22 protein-coding genes are annotated in these 25,170 nt (G+C 70.8%); 14 read left to right on the top strand and 8 right to left on the bottom strand.

The annotated features are described in order from the left end of the window. Positions 1-63: 63 nt before the first annotated feature. The 3 genes from BIX52_RS02105 to ilvA are packed head-to-tail and all read right to left on the bottom strand — an operon-like array spanning position 64 to position 3,028. Positions 64-807 carry a pyridoxine 5'-phosphate synthase gene (locus BIX52_RS02105; RefSeq protein WP_075219332.1) on the bottom strand — a complete coding sequence of 248 codons (744 nt, stop codon included), beginning with the start codon at positions 805-807 and terminating at the stop codon, positions 64-66. After that, positions 804-1,790 (bottom strand): 4-hydroxythreonine-4-phosphate dehydrogenase PdxA, encoded by a 987-nt coding sequence (pdxA, locus tag BIX52_RS02100; protein ID WP_075219331.1) that lies wholly within the window; start codon positions 1,788-1,790, stop codon positions 804-806. Before pdxA ends, BIX52_RS02105 begins: the two co-directional genes overlap by 4 nt. Continuing rightward, positions 1,790-3,028 (bottom strand): threonine ammonia-lyase IlvA, encoded by a 1,239-nt coding sequence (gene ilvA / locus BIX52_RS02095; protein ID WP_075220108.1) that lies wholly within the window; start codon positions 3,026-3,028, stop codon positions 1,790-1,792. Before ilvA ends, pdxA begins: the two co-directional genes overlap by 1 nt. A 238-nt stretch (positions 3,029-3,266) precedes the next feature. Here ilvA and BIX52_RS02090 point away from each other — a divergent pair, with 238 nt between their 5' ends. After that, a complete protein-coding gene (locus BIX52_RS02090) occupies positions 3,267-3,731 on the top strand; it encodes a YaiI/YqxD family protein (protein WP_075219330.1) in 465 nt (154 codons plus the stop codon). A 55-nt stretch (positions 3,732-3,786) separates the two neighbouring features. Here the strand turns inward: BIX52_RS02090 and BIX52_RS02085 are convergent, their stop codons facing one another. After that, positions 3,787-4,569 carry an SDR family oxidoreductase gene (locus tag BIX52_RS02085; protein WP_075220107.1) on the bottom strand — a complete coding sequence of 261 codons (783 nt, stop codon included), beginning with the start codon at positions 4,567-4,569 and terminating at the stop codon, positions 3,787-3,789. Between the two features lie 490 nt (positions 4,570-5,059). Here BIX52_RS02085 and BIX52_RS02080 point away from each other — a divergent pair, with 490 nt between their 5' ends. Next, positions 5,060-5,269, top strand: coding sequence for a cold-shock protein (locus tag BIX52_RS02080; protein ID WP_075220106.1), 210 nt, complete (start codon positions 5,060-5,062; stop codon positions 5,267-5,269). Positions 5,270-6,457: 1,188 nt separating this feature from the next. On the opposite strand, the gene rocF is transcribed toward BIX52_RS02080, so the two are convergent. From rocF to BIX52_RS02065, 3 genes are all read right to left on the bottom strand, one after another. Beyond that, a complete protein-coding gene (rocF, locus tag BIX52_RS02075; RefSeq protein ID WP_245803089.1) occupies positions 6,458-7,363 on the bottom strand; it encodes an arginase in 906 nt (301 codons plus the stop codon). A 100-nt stretch (positions 7,364-7,463) separates the two neighbouring features. Next, a complete protein-coding gene (locus BIX52_RS02070; RefSeq protein WP_075219329.1) occupies positions 7,464-8,726 on the bottom strand; it encodes a cobyrinic acid a,c-diamide synthase CobB in 1,263 nt (420 codons plus the stop codon). 217 nt (positions 8,727-8,943) lie between these two features. Further along, the gene (locus tag BIX52_RS02065; protein ID WP_075219328.1) at positions 8,944-9,753 is read right to left on the bottom strand and encodes a DUF1194 domain-containing protein; all 810 of its coding nucleotides are present in this window, start codon (positions 9,751-9,753) and stop codon (positions 8,944-8,946) included. 128 nt (positions 9,754-9,881) lie between these two features. On the opposite strand from BIX52_RS02065, the gene BIX52_RS02060 reads away from it, so the two are divergent. The 9 genes from BIX52_RS02060 (at position 9,882) to BIX52_RS02020 (ending at position 18,241) form a co-directional block, all read left to right on the top strand. After that, positions 9,882-10,979: a cobalt-precorrin-5B (C(1))-methyltransferase gene (locus BIX52_RS02060; protein ID WP_075219327.1), complete on the top strand. Its 1,098-nt coding sequence runs from the start codon at positions 9,882-9,884 to the stop codon at positions 10,977-10,979. Next, entirely contained in the window at positions 10,972-11,697 is a 726-nt protein-coding gene (locus tag BIX52_RS02055; RefSeq protein WP_075219326.1) for a cobalt-precorrin-6A reductase, read from the top strand. The genes BIX52_RS02060 and BIX52_RS02055 overlap by 8 nt, the downstream gene beginning before the upstream one ends. Positions 11,698-11,826: 129 nt before the next feature. Further along, positions 11,827-13,995 carry a threonine--tRNA ligase gene (thrS, locus tag BIX52_RS02050; protein ID WP_075219325.1) on the top strand — a complete coding sequence of 723 codons (2,169 nt, stop codon included), beginning with the start codon at positions 11,827-11,829 and terminating at the stop codon, positions 13,993-13,995. 470 nt (positions 13,996-14,465) lie between these two features. Continuing rightward, positions 14,466-15,470: an LLM class flavin-dependent oxidoreductase gene (locus tag BIX52_RS02045; protein ID WP_075219324.1), complete on the top strand. Its 1,005-nt coding sequence runs from the start codon at positions 14,466-14,468 to the stop codon at positions 15,468-15,470. 85 nt (positions 15,471-15,555) lie between these two features. Then, on the top strand, positions 15,556-16,416 hold the full coding sequence (locus tag BIX52_RS02040) for an urease accessory protein UreD (protein ID WP_157956184.1): 861 nt from the start codon (positions 15,556-15,558) through the stop codon (positions 16,414-16,416). Positions 16,417-16,462: 46 nt separating this feature from the next. After that, positions 16,463-16,765 carry an urease subunit gamma gene (locus BIX52_RS02035; RefSeq protein ID WP_075219323.1) on the top strand — a complete coding sequence of 101 codons (303 nt, stop codon included), beginning with the start codon at positions 16,463-16,465 and terminating at the stop codon, positions 16,763-16,765. Between the two features lie 3 nt (positions 16,766-16,768). Beyond that, the gene (locus BIX52_RS02030; RefSeq protein ID WP_075219322.1) at positions 16,769-17,029 is read left to right on the top strand and encodes a DUF1272 domain-containing protein; all 261 of its coding nucleotides are present in this window, start codon (positions 16,769-16,771) and stop codon (positions 17,027-17,029) included. Beyond that, entirely contained in the window at positions 17,026-17,334 is a 309-nt protein-coding gene (locus BIX52_RS02025) for an urease subunit beta (RefSeq protein WP_075219321.1), read from the top strand. The genes BIX52_RS02030 and BIX52_RS02025 overlap by 4 nt, the downstream gene beginning before the upstream one ends. 61 nt (positions 17,335-17,395) lie before the next feature. Beyond that, positions 17,396-18,241, top strand: coding sequence for a cyclase family protein (locus tag BIX52_RS02020; protein ID WP_075219320.1), 846 nt, complete (start codon positions 17,396-17,398; stop codon positions 18,239-18,241). 112 nt (positions 18,242-18,353) lie between these two features. Here BIX52_RS02020 and BIX52_RS02015 read toward each other — a convergent pair whose 3' ends face one another. Then, positions 18,354-19,049, bottom strand: coding sequence for a CDP-alcohol phosphatidyltransferase family protein (locus tag BIX52_RS02015; RefSeq protein ID WP_075219319.1), 696 nt, complete (start codon positions 19,047-19,049; stop codon positions 18,354-18,356). 233 nt (positions 19,050-19,282) lie between these two features. Between BIX52_RS02015 and BIX52_RS02010 the strand changes: the two genes are divergently transcribed. The 3 genes from BIX52_RS02010 (at position 19,283) to BIX52_RS01995 (ending at position 25,132) form a co-directional block, all read left to right on the top strand. Further along, the gene (locus BIX52_RS02010) at positions 19,283-20,329 is read left to right on the top strand and encodes an FAD-dependent oxidoreductase (protein ID WP_075219318.1); all 1,047 of its coding nucleotides are present in this window, start codon (positions 19,283-19,285) and stop codon (positions 20,327-20,329) included. A 472-nt stretch (positions 20,330-20,801) separates the two neighbouring features. Further along, positions 20,802-24,326: an FtsK/SpoIIIE family DNA translocase gene (locus BIX52_RS22370; RefSeq protein ID WP_170126387.1), complete on the top strand. Its 3,525-nt coding sequence runs from the start codon at positions 20,802-20,804 to the stop codon at positions 24,324-24,326. A gap of 176 nt (positions 24,327-24,502) precedes the next feature. Next, positions 24,503-25,132, top strand: a complete 630-nt coding sequence (locus BIX52_RS01995; protein WP_075220103.1) for a pyridoxamine 5'-phosphate oxidase family protein — start codon at positions 24,503-24,505, stop codon at positions 25,130-25,132. Positions 25,133-25,170 lie beyond the last annotated feature (38 nt).

The following is a 25,170-nucleotide window of genomic DNA, read 5'->3' as shown; positions in this document are numbered from 1 at the left end:
CAATTGGGCGAAGCTTCTATGACATCCGCGTCAATCCGGCGCGGAGCCTCGCCCGCCGCCGCCTTACTCGGCCGTGCGCGCCGCCGCGATCACCCGCTTCATCTCCTGAACCGCGGGGATGATGCCGGTGAAGATCGCCGCGCCGATCAAGAAGTGGCCGATGTTGAGCTCGGCCATGTTGGGGATCGCCGCAACGGGGCCGGCGGTCGTGAAGTCCAGTCCGTGCCCCGCATGGCACTCGATGCCGAGCGACTCGGCCATCTTCGCCGCCTGGACGATGCGCTGAAACTGCGCGTCCCGCTCGGCGTCCGGCGCATCGCAATACGCGCCGGTATGGAGTTCCACCACCGGAGCGCCCACCCGGTGCGCCGCCTCAACCTGCGCCGGCTCCGGGTCGATGAAGAGCGACACGCGGATCCCCGCCTCCGTCAGCTTGGCGACGAACCCGGCGAGGTCCCCCGCCGCGTGCGCCACCTCCAGGCCGCCTTCGGTCGTCACCTCCTCGCGCTTCTCCGGCACGAGACAGCAGGCGTGCGGGCGAAGGCGCGTGGCGATCGCCAGCATCTCGTCCGTCACCGCCATCTCGAAGTTCAGCGGCAGCGGGCCCTCGGCCATCAGCCGCTCGATGTCGGCGTCACGGATGTGGCGGCGGTCTTCGCGCAGATGCGCTGTGATCCCGTCCGCCCCCGCCTCGGCCGCCAGAAAGGCGCCGTGCACCGGGTCCGGGTGCTTGCCGCCGCGCGCATTACGCACGGTGGCGATGTGGTCGATGTTGACGCCAAGGCGCGGGACGGCGGGAAGGCTCACAACGCTCTCCGGTTTCGGCTCAGCTCGTCGGCGAGGGTGATCGCCGCGATCAGGCTATTAGGCCGCGCGAGGCCCTGGCCCGCAATATTGAATGCGGTGCCGTGGTCCGGCGACGTGCGCACGAAGGGAAGGCCGAGGGTGACGTTCACCCCCTCGTCGAAGGCCAGCGTCTTGATCGGGATCAGCGCCTGGTCGTGGTACATGCACAGCGCCACGTCGTAGCGGGCGCGGGCGCGCTCGTGGAACATCGTGTCCGCGCTCTGCGGCCCCTCGATGCTCAGCCCCTCCGCCGCAAGACGCGCCACCGCCGGGGCGACGAGGTCCACCTCCTCGCGGCCGATCTGCCCGTTCTCGCCCGCGTGCGGGTTCAGCCCCGCCACCACCAGACGCGGCGCCTTCAGCCCGAACATCCCCCTCATGTCGCGGTCGACGATGCGGGCGGTGTCCTCCAGAAGCTCCGCCGTCAGTTCCGCCGGAACGTCGGCGAGCGGAATGTGGATCGTCACCGGGACGACGCGGATGCCGGGTCCGGCGAGCAGCATCACCGTGCGCTCCACCCCCGCCAGCTCGGCCAGGAACTCGGTGTGGCCGGGGTGGTGGAAGCCGCCTTCGAGCAGCACCGCCTTGTGGATCGGATTGGTGACGATCCCGTCCACCGCACCCGCCTGCGCCAGCCGCACCGCCTCGCGGATCGCGGTGATCACAGCCGCCGCGTTCGCCGGGTCCGCAACGCCCGGCTCCGCACTGACCGGGATGCCGAGCGGCAGCACCGGCAGCGCCCGCGCGAACACGTCGCCCGCCTCGGCGGGCGTCGCCACCGTCTCCACCGGCACGCCGAGTCCCATGCGCGCGGCCAGCGCCCGGACCCGCTCCGGATCGTCGATGAGGAGGAAGGCCGGGCCGGTGCCGCGCAGTTCCTGCCAGGCCGCCAGCGTGATCTCCCCGCCCACTCCGGCGGGTTCGCCCATCGTCAGTGCCAGCATCAGATCAGGAGGCCCGCCACGATCTCGTCCTCGGTGATGTCGCGGTAGACGAAGCCCGCCGCGTCCAGCTTTGCGGTCAGGCGGTCGAAGTTGTGCCGCTCCGGCGTCTCGATGCCGATGAGGATGGAGCCGAAATTGCGCGCCGACTTCTTCAGATACTCGAAGCGCGAGATGTCGTCGTCCGGCCCGAGCTGCTCCAGGAAGTCGCGCAGTGCGCCCGGCCGCTGCGGCAGGCGCAGGATGAAATATTTCTTGGTGCCCGCGGCGCGCATCGCCCGCTCCTTCACCTCGGGCAGCCGCTCGAAGTCGAAGTTGCCGCCCGACGTGATGCACACGATCCGCCGCCCGCGCAGCCGCTCCGGCGGCAGCGAGCGCAGCGCGTCCACCTGCAGCGCGCCCGCAGGCTCCAGAACGATACCCTCGATGTTCAGCATCTCCAGGATCGTCTCGCACAGCCGGTCTTCGGGCACGAGCGTCACCTGCGCCGGGTGGCGGTTGCCGAGGACGGCGAAGTTGGCCTCTCCGATCTGCGCCACCGCCGCCCCGTCGACGAACGAATCCACCTTGTCGAGCGTCACCCGCTGCCCGGCGATCAGGCTCTTGTGCAGCGAGGGCGCGCCCGCCGGCTCCACGAAGACGATCTCCGTCTTCGGCGACAGCGCCTCGAACACCTGCACCATGCCCGCCGCGAGACCGCCGCCGCCCACCGGGACGACCAGCATGTCCGGCGCCTCGTCCAGCGCGTCCAGGATTTCGAGGCCGACGCTCGCCTGACCCTCGATGATGTCCGCATGGTCGAACGGCGGCACGAACACCGCGCCGGTCTCCTGCGCGAAGATCCGCGCGGCCTTGTAGGATTGGTCGAAGGTGTCGCCGGTCAGCCGTACGGTGATGTTGGCGCCGCCGAACGTCTCGGTCTTGAAAATCTTCTGCTTGGGCGTCGTCGTCGGCATGAAGACGGTGCCGTTCACACCGTGGTGCGCGCACACGAAGGCGAACCCTTGCGCGTGGTTGCCGGCGGAGGCGCAGACGAACTGCCGCGCGTCCGGGTTCGCCGCCAGCGCCTTGCGGAAGAAATTGGCCGCGCCGCGCAACTTGTAGGAGCGCACCGGCGTCAGATCCTCGCGCTTCAGGTAGATGTCCGCCCCGTAGCGCTCCGACAGGTGGGCGTTGCGCAGAATCGGCGTCGGCGCCAAAAGCGGGCGAATGCTGGCCGCCGCCTCGCGGGCGCGGGTCAAAAAGTCGGGGGTCTGGGTGAATGTCGGCGCGTTCATGGGCGCGGTGTAGCGGATGTTCGCGCCCCTGGGTAGCGCTTCGCGTCGCGCAGGATCGCGCCCCGTCCCGATTGCGCCCCCGCCGGCGCGGGCGGCCGTGCGACGCGCCCCGCCCGCTGCCACGATTTCAGCCCCTTGAGGCGCCACACTGCGGCGCGCCGCGCGATGGGACGGCCGCACAGGATCGGATAGAAGAGAGGCCATGAAGACAATCTTCGTAGATGCGGACGCCTGTCCGGTGAAGGACGAGGCCGTGCGCGTGGCCGAACGCTACAAGATGCGCGTCGTGATGGTGTCCAACGGCGGCATCCGCCCGCGGCGTGAGCCCTTCGTCGAGACCGTCGTCGTCGCCGCCGGGCCGGACGTCGCCGACATGTGGATCGCCGATCGCGCCGGGCCGGGCGACATCTGCGTCACCTCCGACATTCCGCTGGCCGCGCGCTGCATCGAAAACGGCGCGGCGGCGGTGCGGCACAATGGCGAGGCATTCACCGCCGCCTCCATCGGCAACGAGATGGCGACGCGCGACCTGATGGCCGACTGGCGCGCCGCCAACCCGCTCCAGGCCGGCGGCGGCGGCAAGTCGTTCACCGCGCGCGACCGCTCGCGCTTCCTGCAGACGCTGGACCGCCTGTCCCGCGCCGCGCTGAAGGCGGCGGAGGAGTAGGCGAGGGAGGGCGCGAGAGGCGCCCTCCGGCCCGCTGGAGCGCGGACGGTCGCCGTCAGCCCATCGTCGAGTTGAAGAGGCCGCCGTCCAGCAGAACGTTCTGGCCGACCATGAAGCCGACATGCTCAGAGCAGAGGAAGGCCGCGACGGATCCGAACTCCGCCGCGGTGCCGAAGCGGCCGCGCGGGATCGCCGCCTGCGCACTCTCGCGCGCCTGGTCGACCGTGATCCCCTCGTTCTTCGACCGCGCGTTCATCAACGACACGATGCGGTCCGTGTCGTGCTGGCCGGGCAGGATGTTGTTCATGATGACGCCGTGCTTGGCCACCGCGCGCGCCGTTCCGCCGATGAAGCCGGTCAGGCCCGCCCGCGCGCCGTTGGAAAGGCCGATCTGCGGGATCGGCGACTTCACCGAGCCCGACGTGATCGACACCACGCGGCCCCAGCCGCGCTCGATCATGCCCGGCAGCACCGCCGTCGTCAGCAGGATCGGCGTCAACATGTTCGCCTCGAACGCGGACTGCCACTCCTTGCGGCCCCAGTCGGACCACACGCCGGGGGGCGGGCCGCCGGCATTGTTGATCAGGATGTCCGGCGCGGGTTCGGCTTCCAGCACCGCCGCGCGGCCCTCGTCGGTGGTGATGTCACAGGCGACGGTCTTCACCTCGACGCCATAGGCTTTGGTGATCGCCTCGGCGGTGGCGTCAAGCGTCTCCTTCGTGCGCGCGTTCAAGGTCAGGTTGACGCCCGCCGCGGCCAGCGCCTCGGCAGTCCCGCGCCCCAGCCCCTTCGACGATGCACACACGATGGCCCGGCGGCCTTTGATGCCCAGATCCATGGTCACTCCTATATTTTCGTTGGGCGCATGCGTGCCATGACACGTCATATATAGGCAAGCGCGGAGCGGACGCGGGGCGTCTGCCGTGAACCGGCACGTTCCATAAAATGCAAAAGATCGTCGCTGAAACTGCTTGGCAATAGATGTGCGATGTGCATCCATAGGCACCGTATGCGATGGCCGTTTCGAACACGGCCCGCGTCGCCGAATTCGCGGGTCCCGGTGACTGCGCCCCTTGGCGGACACTGGTCGACCCCTCTGCTGCGGGCCTGCGGCATTATGATTGCGGGCCTTCGGCGTGGGACGAGATGGCCGTGGCATGGCGATTGCTCCGGCACACGATGTGGACGCACCCTCAACCACTGATGGATTGGGTGACGAGTTCGGCGCTCCGCTTTCGCGCGGGGCGGCTCTCTCGGTGCGGCTGCAAGGAATTCGACGTCTGGTGCGGGCCGGGCGCGAAGGGGACCGGGAGATAGGAGGCCTTTTGATGGCGACAGGTACGGTCAAGTGGTTCAACGGAACCAAGGGTTACGGGTTCATTCAGCCGGACGAGGGCGGGGCGGACGTGTTCGTCCACATCTCGGCGGTGGAGCGGGCAGGGATGAATTCCCTCACCGAAGGGCAGAAGGTGTCGTACGAATTGTACAAGGACCCGAAGCGCGGCCGCACATCGGCCGAGCAGTTGAAGGCGATGTAATCCGCCGCAGATCGACCTGCACCGGCGGACCTTGCGCTGCCGGTGCGGACCGGGCTCGACCCAGCCCACCTCCACCACCCGCTTTGCGGCCGGCCCGGCTTCCTTCCCGCCGCCGCCCGCCGACGCCTCCCACCGCTCGCCGCCACCTCGGCCACCACCACCGATCGCCCATCAGCGCTCACCCGACCGTCGGCCCCGCACGCTCGGCCACGCACCATGCGCCGCGCACGGCGGACCGCGCATCTTGGGCCGCGCAACTGGGTATGCGCACTGCGGGCCGCCGTCCCTGGGCTGATGCGCCTCCGTTGGAGACCCCGACCCCCGCATATCCAGCCGCAGCCTACCGCGCCGTCGCGCGTCTAACGGCCCGGCACGCTGTCTCCGCAGCCGCGTCCCCTCCGCCCCGCCGCGCGCCGGTCCGCCCCACCGCGCGCCTTGCTGCCCACGCGCCGCACCGCTGCGAGCTGTGCTGCTCACGCGAGCCCCGCCGTGCGCCATGGTACCTACGCGCTGCCCCGCTGCGCACCGTGCTGCCCACGCGCCGCCCCGCCATGGGTTGCCGCCCCGCCGTGCGCCATGTTGCTCACGCGCCGCCCCGCTGCGCGTCGTGCTGCCGGCCCGGCGCCCCGCTGCGCGTCGTGCTGCTCACGCGCCGCCCGCCGCGCGCCGTGCTGCCACGCACTGCCCGCCACGCGCCGTGCTGCTCACGCACTGCCCGCCGCGCGCCGCCGTGTTGCTTACGCGCCGCCCCGCCACGCGCCTCGCCGCGCACGCGCCGCCCCGCTGCGCACCGTGCTGCCCACGCGCCGCACCGCTGCGAGCTGTGCTGCTCACGCGCGCCCCGCCGTGCGCCATGGTGCCTACGCGTTGCCCCGCTGCGTGCCGTGCTGGCGGCGCCCCGCTGCGCACCATGTTGCTCACGCGCCGCACCACGCGAGCTGTGCCGCACACGGGGCCGCCCGGCCGCGGGCCCACCGTGCCGTCTGCGCGCCGTGCTGCCCAAGTGCCGCGCGGCTGCGCACCGTGCGCACGCGCCGTCCCACCGCGCGCCGCCGCACCGCACCGCCGCCAGCCGCGTCCGCTGCTCTTCGCTCGCCCCCCACGGCTGCTGCACCGCGGCTGCGCGGCTGCGTGGCGCGGGGTTGCGCAGGAGACGGGGCGTGCCGCATTCGGCGCGGCGATGCGGTGTCACCAGCTTTGGGTCGGTCGGTCCATGATCGTGCGTCCGAACAGGCTCGCCGCGAGGTCGACCATCAGCGTCGCCGTGCGTCCTCGCTCGTCCAGAAACGGGTTCAGCTCGACGATGTCCATCGACGCGACCAGCCCGCTCTCGTGCAGCAGCTCCATCGCCAGATGCGCCTCGCGCACCGTGGCGCCGCCCGGCACGGTGGTGCCGACCGCGGGGGCCACGTCGGGGTCGAGAAAATCCACGTCCAGCGAGACGTGGATCCGCGCCCCCGCCGCCCGCGCCCGCGCCACCGCACCGCGGATGAGGTGGCCCATGCCGAACTCGTCGACATCGCGCATGTCGTGCACCGTCACGCCGTGCGCCTTCAGGAGCGCGCGCTCGTCCGGGTCCACCGAGCGGATGCCGATCATGGTGATCGCGCTGGCGTCGAGCGGGGTGATCGGCGCGCCGTAGATGACGTCCGCCCCCGCGAGGCCCGCGGCGATCGCCACCGGGATGCCGTGCAGGTTGCCGCTCACCGTGGTCTCGATGGTGTTGAAGTCGGGGTGGGCGTCCAGCCACACGATGTGCGTTCCGGGGGAAACGTCCATGATGGCGGCCAGCGTACCGGCGGCGATGGAGTGGTCGCCGCCCAGGAGGACCGGCACGTTGCCCCGGCCGAGCGCTGCCCCGAAGGCGCGCCGGACCGCGCGCACCCATCCCGCGACGGCGCCGACGCTGTGGGCCGGTGCGTGCGCGGCGTCGTCGATCTCGACCTGGTCCGGGACGAGGTTGCGGTCTTCGGCGATGGTGTGGCCGAGGTCCGCCAGTGATTGGACCAGCCCCGCGGTGCGCAGCGCGTCCGGCCCCATGATGCAGCCGCGCCGGTAGGTGCCGGCTTCGCTCGCCGCGCCCAGGATCGCCATTCTCGCCATCATTCCGCCTCTCGTGATCCGTTGCGCCGCCGCGCCCCGGCAACGCGCATCCGTCGTCCGCCCGCCCGCACAGGTGCGGCGGCGGGGCGCGTCAGTGGGTGTCGATGATGTGGGCGAAGGAGCCGCAGACGCTGCCGGAGCGCGTGCCCATCGGCCCCAGCGCATTGCCGTCGGCGTCGAAGGCGTGGAACAGCGGTTCGCCCTCCTTCTTGACGGTCGCATAGTGGAACTCGTGGCCGCGCAGGGTCGGCGGCAGCAGCCCGGCATCGTGCGTCAGCTCGCGGTAGCCGAGCGTGCGGTGGCGGTCCCTGAAACTCGTCGCGATCGGCAGGAGGCCGGCCATCGCGTGCGCCGTGCCGTCGGCATCCACCAAAGTCTCGCCCAGCGCCATGTAGCCGCCGCACTCGCCGAACACGAAGACGCCCCGCTCGGCCGCGGCGCGAAGGCCCGCCTTCCACTTCGTCCCCGCCGCCAGCCGGCCGGCGTGCAGCTCGGGATAGCCGCCGGGGACGACGATGGCGTCGGCCGCCGCGTCCGGCGCTTCGTCGCCCAGCGGCGAGAAGGGGTGCAAGGTCGCCCCCGCGCTGCGCCACCCGTTCAGAATGTGCGTGTAGCTGAACGAAAAGGCCTGGTCGCTGGCGATCGCGATGCGGCTGCCGGGCGGCGGCAGCGGCGCCGGAAGGTCCGGCATCGCGATCGGCGGGCCGCCCAGCGCCTCGATCGCATTCATGTCGACGCAGCCGGAGATGACACGGCCGATGGCGTCGATCCGCTCGGTGATGTCGGCATATTCGCCCGCCTGGGTCAGCCCCAGATGGCGCGATGGGAAGGCGAGGCGCTCATCCGTCGGCACCGTGCCAAGGCAGGGAACGCTGGTGGCGGCCAAGGCCTCACGCAGCATGCGGGCGTGCTTCAGGCTTCCTACCCGCGACAGGATCACCCCGGCGATGTTCACCGTCTTGTCGAAGGTGGCGAAGCCGTGGACGAGAGCGGCCACCGACTGGCTCTGCCGCGCGGCGTTGACCACCAGCACCACCGGCAGGTTCAGCAAGCGCGCCACGTCCGCGGTGGAGCCGACGCCGGAGGACGGCCCGTCGAACAGCCCCATGACGCCTTCCACGACGAGGTTGTCGTGGGCGGCGAGCGCGGTCACCAGCAACGGGCGCATCGCCCACAGGTCGAGGTTGATGGCGGGGCGCCCGGCGGCGGCGGAGAGGAAGGCGGTGTCGATATAGTCCGGCCCCACCTTGGCGGGGTGGACGCTCTTGCCCCGCGCCGCCAGGGCGGCGATGAGGCCGGACGTGATCACCGTCTTCCCGGAGCCCGAATGCGGCGCGGCGACGACGAACCTCATCGCGCCGATCTCCTGCCGCGGCGCGTCACCGCAGCGTGTGCCGGGTCGGCCCCTGGGGTGGTTCGCCCGCTCCGGGCGGCTCGGCCCACCGGACCCGGTCGTGCCACCCGTCCCTCGAGTGCCGCCGGACTCTGAATTGCCGCTGGTCCCTGAATTGCCACCGGACCCGGTCGTGCCGCAGGTGCCGCCGGACCCGGCTGTGCGATTGCTTCGCGGCTCACCAGTCGTCGAAGCGGCGCCATCGTCTCCATTGCTTCTCGCCCACCATGCAGTCCACCCGTTCGGTAGGGATGGGGGTGAACTGCGCCTTCTGTATCGTCGGCTCGGCCCCGGCGATCTCCAGGATCAGCTTGCGCCGGATCGCGTGGCCGAACTGCTCCTTGCTCTCGATGGTGACCATAAAGGACCCGAAGCCCCCGATCACGCAATCGGAATAATATTCGTCCAGGTTCTCGATCTGGAAAAAGTCACCGCGGATGCGCTGCTTGATCATGATCGGAAGGCCGTTGATGGTGATGCCCTGACGCAGCACATGGTCCCGCGCATCGGCCACCGGCGGCCCCATGTTGTTGGGCCCGTCGCCCGACATGTCGATCACCCGGCGCATGCCGTCGATGTCGTTGTCGAACAGTTCAGCACTCGCCAAAAGGGCGCTGGAGATGGAGGTGCGCCGCATCCGGCCGATGGAGGCGTCCCCCAGCATCGCCGCGAACACCTCCGCATCGTCGAAATCCTCGATGATCATCCACGGGACGACGATGCGTTGCAGTCCATCCCCCGCCCATTCGACATAGGTGACGGCGATGCGCCCCCAGTCCCCCTTGCGGATCGCCGCGATCACTTCCGGATCGCGGATCGCATTCATGTAGCCGTCCCGTTGTAGCCGCTGTTCGTCGAGGTCCATCGACCACGACACGTCGACCGCCAGAACGAGTTCGACGTCGACAACGGGCGGAAGACCCTCAGCGCGGGCCTGTGATAGAGATGTGAAACAGAAGAATAAGACCAGTCCGATCGCGCGCAGCATAAACTCTCCACGATGACGTTCGATCGCTCAAAGTCTCCCTCGGTGGTGCGTGTGGATTGGCCGTCTGTGCGGCCCTGTTGTCACGGTGACGTCATACCCGAGTCCGGTCAACGCAAGCAGGATGTAAGATGAGCGGCCGGCATCAGGACAACAAACCCAACAGGCCTCTCCGGACGGGGTGGACAACCGGAGCGTGCGCCACCGCCGCCGCCAAGGCCGCCTATCAGGCCCTCCTCACCGGCGCCTTCCCCGACCCCGTCACCATCACGCTTCCCCGCGGCGGAACTGCGGCCTTTGCCCTCGCGACCGAGGTTTTGGACGCCGCAGAAGCCACCGCCGCCATCGTCAAGGACGCGGGCGAGGATCCGGACGTGACCCATGGGGCTTTGGTCCGCGCGACCGTCCGCCGCGCTCACGAAGGTGTGATATTTCGGGCCGGAATCGGTGTGGGAACCGTCACCCGGCCCGGCCTGCCGCTTCCCGTCGGCGAGCCGGCGATCAACCCCGTCCCGCGCGAGATGATCACCACCGCGCTGACCGAGGTCGCCGCCGCGGCGGGCCTCGCCGCTCCCGCCGCCGAGGTGACGATTTCCATCCCCGGCGGCGAGGCGCTGGCGGCGAAGACCTGGAACCCGCGCCTCGGCATCATCGGCGGCCTGTCCGTGCTCGGCACCACCGGCATCGTCACGCCCTATTCGTGCGCGGCGTGGATCCACTCCATTCACCGCGGGGTGGACGTGGCGCGGGCCGCGGGCCTCACCCACATCGCCGCCGCCACCGGCTCGACCTCCGAGCGCGCCGTTCAGGCCGCGCTCGGCCTTCCCGATATCGCGATGATCGACATGGGCGACTTCGCCGGCGGTCTCCTGAAATATCTCGCGCGTCACCCGGTGCCGCGCCTCACCATCGCCGGCGGCTTCGCCAAGCTCACCAAGCTCGCCGCCGGGTCGATGGACCTGCATTCGTCCCGCAGTCAGGTGGATCTCGATGCGCTCGCCGCCTGGGCGGGGGAGGGCGGTCCCGCCACACCGACCGCCTGTGCCGCCATCGCCGCAGGCCCCACCGCGATGGCCGCGCGCGAGGCAGCCACGGCGCACGGCATCGACCTCGCCGCCATCGTCGCGGCACGCGCCAAGGCGGTGGCGATGGAACGTCTGTCCGGCGCACCCGTTGGCGTCGACGTGATCATCGTCGACCGCCAGGGAGGGATTGTGGCGCATGGCTAAGATCCTGCTGCTCGGCGGCACCGAAGAAGCCCGCCGCCTCGCCGAGATGCTGGACGCCGCCGGGGCGAGCTTCCTCGTCTCGCTCGCGAGCGCCACCGCCACGCCCTATCCGGGCGACGAGCGGCGCGGCGGCTTCGGCGGCGAGGAGGCCATGGCCGAGTTCCTCACCCGCGAAGGCGTCGAGGTCGTCGCCGACGCCACGCACCCCTTCGCCGCCGTCATCAGCCCCACCGCCAAGCGCGCCGCCCGCAAGGCCCGCGTGCGCTATCTGAGGCTCGAGCGCAGTCCCTGGCGCCGCTCCGCCGCCGACCGGTGGATCGACGTCGCCTCGCTGGAGGAGGCCGCGCGCGGGCCCGACAACGGCTCGCGCGTCTTCCTCACCGTGGGTGGGCGCTCCGTGCAGCCCTTCCTCATGCGCCGCGACCTCACCCTCGTCATCCGCAGCATCGACCCGCCCGAACTCGGCACCCGCCACGACGTGACCGTGATCCGCGACCGCGGCCCCTTCACCGTGGAGGACGAGCGCGCCCTCTTCGCCCGCTACGACTTCGACGCGATGGTGACGAAGAATTCCGGCGGCGACGCGACGGCGGCCAAGCTCGTCGCCGCCCGCGAGCGCAAGATGAAGGTCTACATGGTGCAGCGCCCGCGCGGTCAGCCCTGGGTCAACTGCCGCACGCCCGAGCAGATGATGCGCCGCCTGAAGCGCTATATGTGAGCGCCGGCCCCGTCCGGTGCGCGCACCCGCGCCCTTTCCTGTCGGCGCGCCGTTGCAATCGGCCGCGCGGGCGGGCAGATACGGTGCTCCTGCTTACCTGCATCCGTGGGCAGAGATTGAGCGAGTGCTATGATTACGATCACCTTTCCCGACGGCGCGGCCCGTGAGTTCGTGGCCGGCGTCTCCGGCGCCGACATCGCCGCATCCATCTCCAAGTCGCTGGCCAAAAAGGCCGTGGCCATGGTCGTCGACGGCAACCTGGTCGACCTTGCCGACCCCATCACCGCCGACGCGACGCTGAAGATCGTCACCCGCACCGACGACGAGGCGCTGGAACTCATCCGCCACGACGCCGCCCACGTGATGGCCGAGGCGGTGCAAGAGCTGTGGCCGGGCACCCAGGTCACCATCGGCCCCGTCATCAAAGACGGCTTCTATTACGACTTCTATCGCGATACGCCCTTCTCCTCGGACGATCTGGAGAAGATCGAGGCGAAGATGCGCGAGATCATCAAGCGCAACGCCCCCTTCACGAAGACGGTGAAGCCGCGCAACGAGGTGCGCGAAATCTTCCGCGAGAAGGGCGAGCTCTTCAAGGTCGAGCTGGTCGACGCGATCCCCGAAGACCAGGACGTGAAGCTCTACCATCAGGGCGACTGGTTCGACCTGTGCCGCGGCCCGCACATGACCTCCACCGGGCACATCGGCGATGCGTTCAAGCTGATGCGCGTCGCCGGTGCCTACTGGCGCGGCGATTCCAGCCGCGAGATGCTGACCCGCATCTACGGCACCGCGTGGACCGACAAGAAGGGCCTCGACGCCTACCTCCACATGCTGGAAGAGGCCGAGAAGCGCGACCACCGCCGCCTGGGCCGCGAGATGAACCTCTTCCACTTCCAGGAGGAGGCGCCGGGCGCGGTCTTCTGGCACGAGAAGGGCTGGCGCGTCTTCCAGGACCTCGTCAACTACGTGCGCCGCCGCAACGACGCCGCCGGCTATCACGAGGTCAACACGCCCGAGCTGATGGACATCTCGCTCTGGCAGGCGTCCGGCCACGCCGAGAAGTTCGGCGACAACATGTATATGACGCAGACGCCGGACGAGCGGACCTACGCGATCAAGCCGATGAACTGCCCCGGCCACGTCCAGGTGTTCAAGAACGGCCTGCGCTCCTACCGCGAGCTGCCGCACAAAGTGTCCGAGTTCGGCAAGGTCCACCGCTACGAGGCGTCGGGCGCGCTGCACGGCCTCATGCGCGTGCGCGCCTTCACCCAGGACGATGCGCACGTCTTCTGCACCGAGGAGCAGATCGCGGCAGAATGCCTGAAGATGAACGACCTCATCCTGTCGATCTACGAGGACTTCGGCTTCGAGGACGTCATCATCAAGTTCTCGGACCGGCCGGAGACCCGCGTCGGCGCCGACGAGGTGTGGGACCGCGCCGAGAAGGCCCTGATCGACGTTCTGAACTCCACCGGCCGCCCATGGTCGACCAACAAGGGCGAGGGCGCCTTCTACGGCCCGAAGCTGGAATACACGCTGCGTGACGCGATCGGCCGCGAGTGGCAGTGCGGCACCGTGCAGGTGGACCTCAACATGCCGGGCCGCCTGGGCGCCTTCTACATCGGCGCCGACGGCGAGAAGCACGTGCCCGTGATGCTGCACCGCGCGATGGTCGGCTCGCTGGAGCGGTTCCTCGGCATCCTGATCGAGAACTTCGCCGGCCACATGCCGATGTGGCTGTCGCCGATGCCGGTGATGGTGACCACCATCGTGTCCGACGTCGACGGTTACGCGGTGGAGGTGCAGAAGGCGCTGGCGGCGGCCGGCATCCACGCCGAGGTGGACCTGCGCAACGAGAAGATCAACTACAAGGTCCGCGAGCATTCGGCCGCCAAGGTGCCGGTGATCGCGGTGGTCGGCGGGCGCGAGGCGGAGGAAAAGACCGTCAACATCCGCCGCCTCGGCTCGCGCGATCAGGTGACGATGCCGCTCGCCTCCTTCGTGGCGCAGATGGTGGCCGAAACGACGCCGCCCGACGTGCGCCGCGCCGCGGAGGCCACCGCCCGCGCCGCCGCCGCCAAGGACCAGCGCATCGACGTGGTCGAGGTGTTCGAAGGCTTCGTCGTCAACGATGCCGTCACCGGCCGCTCCACCGACGTGTTCGAGACCCGCGAGGAGGCCGTGGAGGCCGCCCGCCGCATCCTGACCGAACGCGGCGGCGGCACCCTCTTCATCTCCACCCTCGCCGGCGAGACCGACCGCCTCACCGTCGAAGCCGTGGACGCCGCCGAATAAGGCGACGCCCCGGCCCCGGCCCAGCGCCTCAACCCGCGGCCGCCGCACGACGCCCCACCGCCCGGCCGCCAAGGGGCGTTGCTAAGCGTTCCGGCCGCCGCGGGGCGTCGCCACACGGGCCGGTTGCCGAGGGGGCGGTGCCACACGGTCCGGCCGCCGAGGGGCATTGCCGTACGGTTCGGCCGCCGCGGGGCGGGTGCCGCACGGACCGGCGGCTGTGGGGCGCGACCACGCGGCCCGCCCGCAAACGCGCGCTGCCGTGCCAGCCGGGCGCAAGGGGAGCGTGACCACGCGGGTCGGTTGCGTGCAGGACCCGGGCACGCGGCCCGGCCGCGCCGACACGCAGCGCGGCGCACCCGCGGTGCCGCGGCGGCTTGCCTCGATCGGTGCCAACACACATATTTGATCGCACCGATCGGGCACGCCACTCACCAGCGCAGGCGGCCCGGCGTCTCGACAGGAGGGGCCCGATGGTCGCCTACAATATTCTGGACCTCGCTCCGATCCCGGAGGGAGGCACCGCCGCGGATGCCTTGGCCCGCTCCACCGACCTCGCCCGGCACGCCGAGGACTGGGGCTTCGGCCGGTTCTGGGTCGCCGAGCACCACAACATGCCCGGCATCGCCTCGTCCGCCACCGCCGTCCTCATCGGCCACCTCGCCGCCAACACGCGCACCATCCGCGTCGGCTCCGGCGGCATCATGCTGCCCAACCACGCCCCGCTGATGGTGGCCGAGCAGTTCGGCACCCTCGAAACGCTCTACCCCGGCCGCATCGACCTCGGCCTCGGCCGCGCCCCCGGAACGGACCAGGCCACCGCCCGCGCGCTGCGCCGCTACGCCGACCAGGCCGACCAATTCCCGTCCGACGTCGCCGAACTCATCGCCTTCCTCGATTCGCGCCCCGGCGAGACCCGCGTCTCCGCCGTGCCGGGCGCCGGCACCAACGTCCCGGTGTGGATCCTCGGCTCCTCCACATTCGGCGCCGAGCTCGCGGCCATTCTGGGCCTGCCCTACGCCTTCGCCTCCCACTTCGCCCCGGCCATGCTGCGGGACGCGATCGCCGTCTACCGCTCCAAGTTCCGCCCGTCCGACCGGCTGGAGGCGCCGCGCTTCGCCATGGCGGTCAACGTCTATGCCGGCGCCAGCGACGCGGAGGGGCACTATCTGCGCTCCTCGCAGCTCCAGGCGGTCGCCAACCTCAGGACCGGCCGCCCCGGCCCGCTGCCCCGCCCGGTCGAGGACGTCGCGTCCATCATCCATCCCCAGGTGATGCCGATGGTGGAGGAGATGCAGCGCGTGACCGCCGTCGGCTCGCGCGACACGGTGCGGCGCCAGCTCGGCGCCCTCGTGGAGGCCTACCAGCCGGACGAGGTCTTCGTCGTCGGCGCGATCCACGACCACGCGGCGCGGCTCTCCTCCATGAAGATCGCCGCCGAGGTGCTGGCCGACCTTCCGGTTCCCGTCGCCGCCTGAGCCGTCGCCCGCACCGATCGTGCGGGCGTCGACAATTCGCCCCGAACGCGGCATTGAGGACCGACGACGCGCCGGGGAGCCCATTTTGCAAGAGACCGACCAGCCGGCGGGCCATCACGGCGCACCGGCCGGGGCTGCCGACGGCGCGGCCCCCATCGCCTACCAGCGCAGCACCGGCGAGGCGGCGGTGACCTTGGCCGACTCGGGCGGCCGCCCCGTCACCACGCGCCTCAGCCAGTCCGGCTCGGCCAAGCTCCGCTTCCCACGCGTCGCCGCCGGGGTGGAGGCGCTGATCCTCAACACCTCCGGCGGTCTCGCCTCCGGCGACCGCTTCCACACCGAAATGGCGGCCGAGGCGCACAGCCTCACCGTCGCCACGCTGGCGTGCGAGCGGGTCTACCGCTGCGAGGGCCCGCCCGCGGTGGTCGGGCAGACGATCCGCGTCGCCGGCGGGGCCACGCTGCGCCACCTGCCGCAGCCCACCATCCTCTTCGAGGGCGCGCGGTTGACGCGCCACACCCAAATCCACCTCGCCCCCGGCGCGGCGCTCACCTTGTGCGAAGGGCTCGTCCTCGGCCGCGCCGCGATGGGCGAGACCGTCACCCGCGCCGACATCCGCGACACCATCGCGCTCACCATCCACGGCCGCCTCGCCTTCCTCGACACGTTCGGCCTCACCACCGAAACGCTCGCCCGCTCCGGCGGCCCGGCGGCGCTCGGCGGGGCGCGCGCCACCGGCCTCGTGCTCCACGTGGGCGGGGAGGGGGACGCCGACACCGCCCGCGCCGCGCTGGACGGCGCGCCCGTCGTCTGGGGAGCGAGCACGATGGGGCCGGTCACCGTCGTGCGGGTTCTTGCGCCCGGCCACACAAGCTTGCAGGATGCGCTCGGCCGGGCGGCAGAAGCGCTGTCCGGGGCGCCGCTGCCGCGCGCCTGGCAGCTTTAACCGTGGGCGACCCTTCCGGCCGCCTCGTCGACCGTGGGACGGCCGCATGAAACTTTCGCCGCGGGAGAAGGACAAGCTCCTGATCTCCGTCGCCGCTGACGTCGCCCGCCGGCGCCGCGAACGGGGGGTGAAGCTCAACTACCCCGAAGCCATCGCGCTGATATCCGATTACGTCATGGAAGGCGCGCGCGACGGCCGCACCGTCGCCGACCTGATGGAAGCCGGCGCCACCGTCGTCCCGCGCGACGCGGTGATGGACGGGATCGCCGAGATGATCCACGACGTGCAGGTCGAGGCCACCTTCCCGGACGGCACCAAGCTCGTCACCGTCCACAACCCGATCCGCTAGGCCATGCTGGAGCTTCGCCCCAACTGCGAGTGCTGCGACCGCGATCTGCCGCCGTCCTCGCCCGACGCGCGGATCTGCACCTATGAGTGCACCTTCTGCGCGGACTGCGTGGCCGGCCCGCTCGGCGGGCGCTGCCCCAATTGCGGCGGCGAATTCACCGCCCGGCCGGTCCGCCCGGAGGCGATGCTCGCCAAGCACCCCGCCTCGACCACCCGCGTTCTCGCCACCCGCGCCGACTGCGCATCACTGAGGGACCGCCCATGATTCCGGGTGAAGTCATCGCCGCCGACGGCGAGATCGAGCTGAACGCAGGCGCCGACGTGGTGGAGCTCACCGTCGCCAACACGGGCGACCGCCCGATCCAGATCGGCTCGCACTACCATTTCTTCGAGACCAACGCCGCACTCGCCTTCGACCGTGAGAAGGCGCGCGGCCGGCGACTCGACATTCCGGCCGGCTCGGCCACGCGGTTCGAGCCGGGACAGGAGCGCACGGTGCATCTCATCCCCTTCGCAGGGGCACGCATCGTGCATGGTTTTCAGGCGAAGGTGGCCGGCCCGCTCGACTGAGGCACCCCGGCCGCCAGCGTCTTTCGTCGTGTCTTTCGTCCGAACGGAGGAGGGTTAGGCCATGTGCGGACAATGCGTCATCGACCATGTGCGGCAGTCCATGATGGACCGCCGCCGCCTGATGTTCGGCGCCGCCGCGGCGGCGGCCGGCCTCGGCGCGCTGAGCCGGCCGGCCCCTGCCAGCGCCCAGGCGCCCACACCGGGCGCACCGTCCGGCTCCTTCACCGGCGTCGCCGACCTCACCCACACGTTGTCGGACACCTTCCCGACCTTCGGCGGTGCCCCCGGCTTCAGCGCCGAGCAGCTCTATGAGCGCGCGCGGGACGGCTACAACCTCTTCATCCTCACCACCGACGAGCACACCGGCACCCACGTCGACGCGCCGCTGCACTTCTCGGCGGACGGCCAGTCGGTGGACGAGATCCCGGCGGCGAGCCTCGTCGCCCCCCTCGTCATCGTCGACATCGCCGCCAAGGCCGCCGACGACCCGGACGCCATGGTGACGCCGGACGACCTCGCCGCCTGGATGTCCGCGCACGGCGAGATGCCGGACGGTTGCTGCGTCGCCATGCACTCCGGCTGGGCCGACAAGGTGACCGGCGACGGCTTCCGCAACGCCGACGAAGGCGGGACGATGCACTTCCCCGGCTTCCATCCCGAAGCGGCGGCGATGCTGATGGAGGACACCGGCGCCGTCGCCATCGCCGTGGACACGCTGTCCCTCGACCACGGCGCCTCGGCCGATTTCGCGACCCACAATCTGTGGCTCCCGTCCGGCCGCTACGGCATCGAATGCGTGGCGGGTCTCGGCGCGCTTCCCGCGGCCGGCGCAACGCTGGTGGTGGGGGCGCCGAAGCACAAAGGCGGCTCCGGCGGCCCGGCGCGCGTCTTCGCCCTCACGGCCTGACGGGGCCAGTCCACCTGACGCGGCCGATCCGCCTCTCGGGGGCCGATGCCTCTCGCCCGCGCTGGCCGGCCCTCATCGGGCGACGGCGCCGGGCTGCGCACCCGGCGCGCCGTCAGCGCAGCGCGCCGCGGTCCAGAATGATCTGCTGGGCGATGCCGGCCAGCAGCAGATAGGCCGACGTCACCGCCACGATCCAGGTCACCACCGACATCGGCGCGAAGTCGAACCACGCGGAATAGGCGATGCAACCGGTCCAGATCACCGCGACGGGCAACGACACGCACCGCCAGCGCGTGGTGCGTACCGGGTGGATGAACCGCAGCGTGAGGAACTGGGCGGCGGACAGCAGCAGGACCAGCCCGAAGATCACCTCCCACACGGGCTCGATCACCAGCAACGCCAGCACCACCATGTTCCAGCAGCCGGGAAATCCGCGGAACGACGCATCGTGCGTCTTCATGCGCGTGTCGGCGAAGTAGAGCGACGAGGCGAAGGGGATCAGAAGGACCACGAACCAGCCCGTCCACCCCGGAAGAAGGCCCGACCCGTAGAGGGCGTAGGCGGGGATCATCACGTAGGTCAGGAAATCGATGATGAGGTCGAGCAGCGACCCGTCGATCACGCGCGCGTTGGTGTGCACGTCGTAGCGGCGCGCCAACGGTCCGTCGATCCCGTCGACGACGAAGGCGACGGCGAGCCAGATCGCCATCATGGCCCAATCCTGCTGCGCGGCTTCCAGCAATGCGAGCATGGCGAGCGATGCGCCGACGGCGGTGAATAAGTGAACAGCGTAGGCTTTAAAGCGCATCCGGCAACGCATACCCGCTTCCGCCGATGAACAAAAGCGGATCGCATTGCCTGGCGATGCGGAGGCTATGAACGGCGTGCCCATTGAGTTTTCATGGTCACAGGTGAAGAGCCGGCATCGCGGCCCCGCATTCGCGCCGCCGCCGGCACGGACCCGGCCACGCAGGCTTCGGCCTCGCGGGCGCGAAGAGCGACGCGCGGCGCGCCGGGCGGCTCATGAGGAGGGGAGGGGGCATGCACGTCTATATTTCCGGGGCGGGTCCGGTGGGCCTCGCCGCGGCGATCGCGCTCGCCGGGCGCGGCTACCGCGTGACGATGGCCGACCGCGCGGCGGGCATCACCAACGAGGCCCGGGCGGTGGGCGTCAACCGCAACTCGCTCGTGCTTCTGTCGCCCAGCGGTGCGGCGGCCGAGATCATGGCGCGTGCGACCCTCGTGCGAACGGCGCGCGTCATGGAGGACGACCGGCGCCTCACCGAACTCACCATCCCGGGCCAGAAGCGGCGGCTTCCGACGCTGGTCGCGCTGGCCCAGGGCGAGACGGAGCGCGTCCTTCTGGACATCGTGCAGCGCCACGGCATCGAGGTCCTGTGGAATTTCGAGACGACCGGCCTCGCCGAGACCGCCGACGGCGTGACCGCGACGTTGACGCATCGCACCACCGGCGAAACCCGCGAGATCCGCGCCGACTACGGTTTCGGCGCGGACGGCTCCCATTCGGCGGTGCGGCGGCTCCTCGGCATCGCCATGTCCGAGCGGATGGTGGATGGCACATGGAGCGTCGCCGACGCGCACTGTGAGACGCCGTGGCGCAACGAGGCGTGTGCGGTTCTGTCGCGGGTGGGGGCGGTGGGCTTCTTCATCACGATCGGCGGCGGGCGCTACCGGCTGATCAGCAACCGGCCGGACGTTCTCACCCTCGCATCGCGCCATATGACGGTGAAGGACGTGCTGCAGGAGGGCACCTTCACCGTGGGGCTTCGGGTGGCGGAGGTGATGGGCAAGGGCCGGGTAGCGATCGGCGGCGACGCGGCGCACACCCACTCTCCTGTGGGCGGGCGCGGCATGAATCTCGGCATCGCCGACGCTTTCGCCTTCGCCGAGGCCGTGGAGGACCGCGACCTCGCCGCCTACCGCGCGGCGCGTCTGGGCGATGCGCAGAAGACCGTCGCGCTGACCGACCGCGCCTACCGCATGCTGAGCACGACCAACCCCATGGGGCTCATCGCCCGCAATGCCGCGCTGAAGACGGCGGGTTTCGTCACCGGCCTCATCGGTTGAACGCTGAGCATTGAACGAGCGGCGTGCCAGACCAGGCCGCTTCAGCCCGAACAGCCCCCACGGCGCGTTTGTGCAGCCAAGCGCTCATCCAGGCCATGCCGGCGAGCGGACATCGGCGGCGAACCGGGCGAGGGCAAACCCCTCGCAGCGCGCCGCCGCCCGCGCCTCCGTCGGGGCCGCGCCCATGCCGTGCGGCCAAACGATCCGTTGAAACGCTGCGTGACATTTGTGTCGGCACCGCGCGCAAAAGTGCCGCGCGAGGCCCAGTCGCCCGGCCGTAGGGCAAACTCGGCACACCCTGGTTACCGGGCCTTAACGCCGTCCGGTCACAAAAAGAGACGACGGGGCAGGCCGTCTTTTGGCGCCGCCGAGACCGACAGACCGCCACAGCCACGTCGCACAATAATCGATGAGGCGTGCCGTGAGCGTGATGCGTTTGAGAGCCCTGGAGCAAATCCTTGACGACCCGTCTGTGTTGTTCGCCCGCCGGGCGATCGGCACGCTGACCGGTGTCGTCTTGCTCGTCCTCTCGGTCGTCCTGGCGATCGCGCTGGCGACCTGGACCGTCTCCGACCCCAGCCTGACCCATTCCACCGACGCGCCCGTGCGCAATTGGATGGGCGGCTTCGGTGCCGCCTTCGCCGATCCGGTGATGCAGCTCTTCGGCATCGCCGCGCCGCTCCTCATCCTGCCGCTGCCCTTGTGGGGGCTGCGCCTGGTGTCGGGCCGCCCGGTGGGGTGGACGCCGGGGCGCATCGCCGCGGGCCTCGCCGCGCTCATGCTGGCGCCGGGCTTCGTCAACGTCTTCCCCGTCACCGAGGCGTGGCCGCTGCCGCTCGGGCTCGGCGGCGTCATCGGCAGCGTCCACCATTTCGTGTGGGCGGACGTGGTCGGCATTTCGTCGGGCACGCTGCTGGGCTTTCTCGGCGGGGTGACGGGTCTCCTCGCCGGTGTTGCGCTGGTGTCGGCGATCGCGCCGGTGCGGCGGCGGGAGCGGCCGGCCGACCTCGGCTTCACCATCCGCCGCAGCCGCATGGAGCCGGACGACTATGGGCTCGACGATACCGACACCTACGAGGGCGACGCGGCGTCCCGTCTCGCCGAACTCTCCGGCGCGGTGACGCACGGCTTCATGATGCTGCGCACGCGGCTGATGGGGCCGGCCCTGCGGCGGCGCTCGCGCGGTGCGCGGGTGAACGGCGAGGCCGGGGCGCGCCGTCCCGCGGCCGCGCGCGGCGCTCCCTCGATGCGGGCGATGGCCGAGGACGAGCAGGCGCCGTTCGACGAGGCGCAGGTCTACCGCCCGCGCCGCCCGGTGCGCGCACGGGCCGAGGCGGCGGCGCCGGCGTTCGAGTTCGAGGACGAGGACGGGCTCTACGACGACGACTTCATCCAGGAGGGGGCGGCCGAGGCGCCGGTGCGTCAGCCGCGCCCTGCGGCGGACGAGGGTTTGCCGGAGCGCCGCCAGACGCGGCAGGCCCCGCGCGAGGCGGCGGCCCGGCGCGAGGCGCGCGAGCCCTCGCGCGAGCCCTCCCGCGACGAGGCGCAGGCGGAGCGCGGCGGTGCGGCCCGGCGCATGGCGGCGGCGGCTGCGGCGCAGGCGGTGACCTTCGCCCGGCCGTTGCGCGGGCCGGCGGCGAAGCTGGCCGAGCTTCCGGCGGCGCCCGGAACCGCGGCAGCCGCCACGGTCGCGGCTGCGGCGGCCGGAGGCGCGGTGGCGGGCGCTGCGGTGGCCGCGGGCGCTGCGGCCCGACAGCGTGCGGCCGTCAGCGACAAGGTGAGCGGCGACGCCGGCACCTGGGACGAGGACCTCTACGATCAGGACGTCCACGATGAGGATCGGGGCGAAGCGCCCGGCTATGACGAGGCGGACGACGATCATCCGCATGACACCGCGGCGGCCGGTGGTGCGGCCTATGCGGCGCCCGGCGGGCTGGAGCCCATCGAGGAAGCGGAGCTGGCCGAGGAGGACGACCGCGTCCTGCTCGACCACCCGTCCGACCTGCCGCAGCGCGGCGCCTACGCCGAAGAGGAGGGCTACGCCGAAGAGGAAGGCTACGACGACGATCTGGACGACGACCGATCGCCCCGCCCCGCGGCCTACCACGCCGCCGACGACGGTTACGCGGACGAGGACGATTACGCGGACGAGCAGGATTACGCGGACGAGAACGATTACGCGGACGACGTGGGCGACTACGTCGACGAGGACGACGGTGTCCCCGCCGCGCGAGACCCCCGCGCCCCGGCCCGCTACGCCGCCGCCGCCGCCGATGCGGACGACGACGACGCGGACGACTACGGCTACGACGAGGACGAGGACGACCACGGCTTCGACGGCGCCGCCCAGGGCTACGTCGAGCAGGGCGGCTTCGTACCCGGCGACAGCCGCGTGACGCCGCAGGCCGGGGCGATGAAGCCCGGCCGGCGCATCGTGCGCGAGGCGCAGCCCTCCTTCCTCGGCAGCGGCGAATACGAGTTCCCGCCGCTGACCCTTCTCGCCTCGCCGCCCGCCGACCGCAGCGACCGCGAGCTGACCGAGGACGCGCTGGAGGCCAACGCCCGCGTTCTGGAAGGCGTCCTCGCCGACTTCGGCGTGAAGGGCGTCATCATCAACGTGCGCCCCGGCCCGGTGGTCACCCTCTACGAGCTGGAGCCGGCCCCCGGCATCAAGTCGAGCCGCGTCATCGGCCTCGCCGACGACATCGCCCGCTCGATGTCCGCCGTGTCCGCGCGCGTGGCGGTGATCCCCGGCAAGAACGCCATCGGCATCGAGCTGCCCAATACGCGGCGCGTCACCGTCTACCTGCGCGAACTCCTCGCCAGCGCGGACTTCGAGCGCACCAAGCACAAGCTGCCGATGTGCCTCGGCAAGAACATCGGCGGCGAGGCGGTGATCGCCGATCTGGCGCGCACGCCGCACATGCTGGTGGCCGGCACCACCGGCTCGGGCAAGTCGGTGTCGATCAACACCATGATCCTGTCGCTCCTCTACCACCACAAGCCCGAGCATTGCCGCATCATCCTCATCGACCCGAAGATGCTGGAGCTTTCCGTCTATGACGGCATCCCGCACCTTCTGACCCCGGTGGTGACGGACCCGAAGAAGGCCGTCACCGCGCTGAGGTGGGCCGTGCGCGAGATGGAGGACCGTTATCGCAAGATGGCGAAACTCGGCGTGCGCAATATCGACGGCTACAATGCAAGGCTGAAGGAGGCCGGACGCGAGGGCGAGCCGCTCACCCGCCTCGTCCAGACCGGGTTCGACAAGCACACCGGCGAAGCGATCTTCGAAGAGGAGGTGCTGGACCTGTCGCCGATGCCGTTCATCGTCATCATCGTCGACGAGATGGCCGACCTGATGATGGTCGCGGGCAAGGACATCGAAGGGCTGATCCAGCGGCTGGCGCAGATGGCGCGTGCGGCGGGCATCCACGTGATCCTTGCGACGCAGCGGCCTTCGGTGGACGTCATCACCGGCACCATCAAGGCCAACTTCCCGACCCGCATCTCGTTCGCGGTGACGTCGAAGATCGACAGCCGCACCATCCTCGGCGAAATGGGCGCCGAGCAGCTTCTGGGCATGGGCGACATGCTCTACATGGCCGGCGGCGGGCGCATCCAGCGCGTGCACGGCCCCTTCGTCGCCGACGGCGAGGTCGAGGACGTGGTGGCGCACCTCAAGACGCAAGGGACCCCGGATTATCTGCACGAGGTGCTGGAGGACGACGAGGAGGAGGAGGACGGCTCAGGCGGTGCGGGCGGCGCGTCCGGTGTCGACGCGATGTCGGAGTCCGAAGACCTCTACGACCGCGCCGTGGCGCTGGTGCTGCGCGACCGCAAGGCCTCGACGAGCTACGTGCAGCGGCGCCTGTCGATCGGCTACAACCGCGCCGCCACCTTGATCGAGCGGATGGAGAAGGAAGGCGTCGTCAGCCCGGCCAACAATGCCGGCAAGCGCGACATCCTCGTCCCGGCCGAGGGCGAGGTCGCCTGACGCGGGCAGCCATCGCCGAGATCGAAGCGCGCCGGGCCACCGGCGCGCTTTTTTTGTGCGTGATCAACTTGTGCGCAATCGCGGTGATGTGAGCGGCGCGGCGGCGATGGCGTCACCATCTCGATCCTCTCGCGCCACGACGTGCCATGCCACGGATTCTCGGCTCGGAGGACCTGATGCGCCAGCGCTACCAGACGACGATGTTCACCCCCGCCGTCCAGGCGGTCCAAAGCCGCTACGGCTCGCGCGACACCTACGCCCGCGCCGCCGCCGCGCCGGAGGATGCCGCAGCCTCCGGCGTCGAGGCGGGGCTCGGCCCGCAGGAGGCCGCTTTCCTCGCCGAGCAGGACGGCTTCTTCCTGGCCTCGGTGTCGCAAAGCGGCTGGCCTTATGTTCAGTTTCGCGGCGGCCCCAAAGGCTTCCTGCGCGTCCTCGACCCGCTGACGATCGGCTGGGCGGACTTTCGCGGCAACCGCCAATATATTTCGGTCGGCAATGTCGCGGCCGATCCGCGCGTCTCCCTCATCGTTCTGGATCACGCCCGGCAGGCGCGCATCAAGCTCATCGGCCGCATGAGCGTGGCCGAGGCGGCCGACGCGCCCGAGCTTGCCGCCCGCCTCGCCGTGCCCGGCTACCGCGCCCGCGTGGAACGTGCCGTCACGGTGAAGGTCGAGGCGTTCGACTGGAACTGCCCGCAGCACATCACGCCGCGTTTTACGCGCGAGGAGATCGCCGCCGCCGCCGCGCCGCTGCACCAGCGCATCGCCGAGCTGGAGGCCGAGCTGGCCGCGCTGAAAGCCGCATGAGCGCGGCGCGAAATTGGTTGACCTTCGGCAAGCGTCCT

The organism is Acuticoccus yangtzensis (genome assembly GCF_001927245.1).
Classification (GTDB): domain Bacteria; phylum Pseudomonadota; class Alphaproteobacteria; order Rhizobiales; family Amorphaceae; genus Acuticoccus; species Acuticoccus yangtzensis.
Note: the sequence above shows the minus strand (reverse complement) of the source record. Positions and strands in the feature narration are given on the sequence as shown.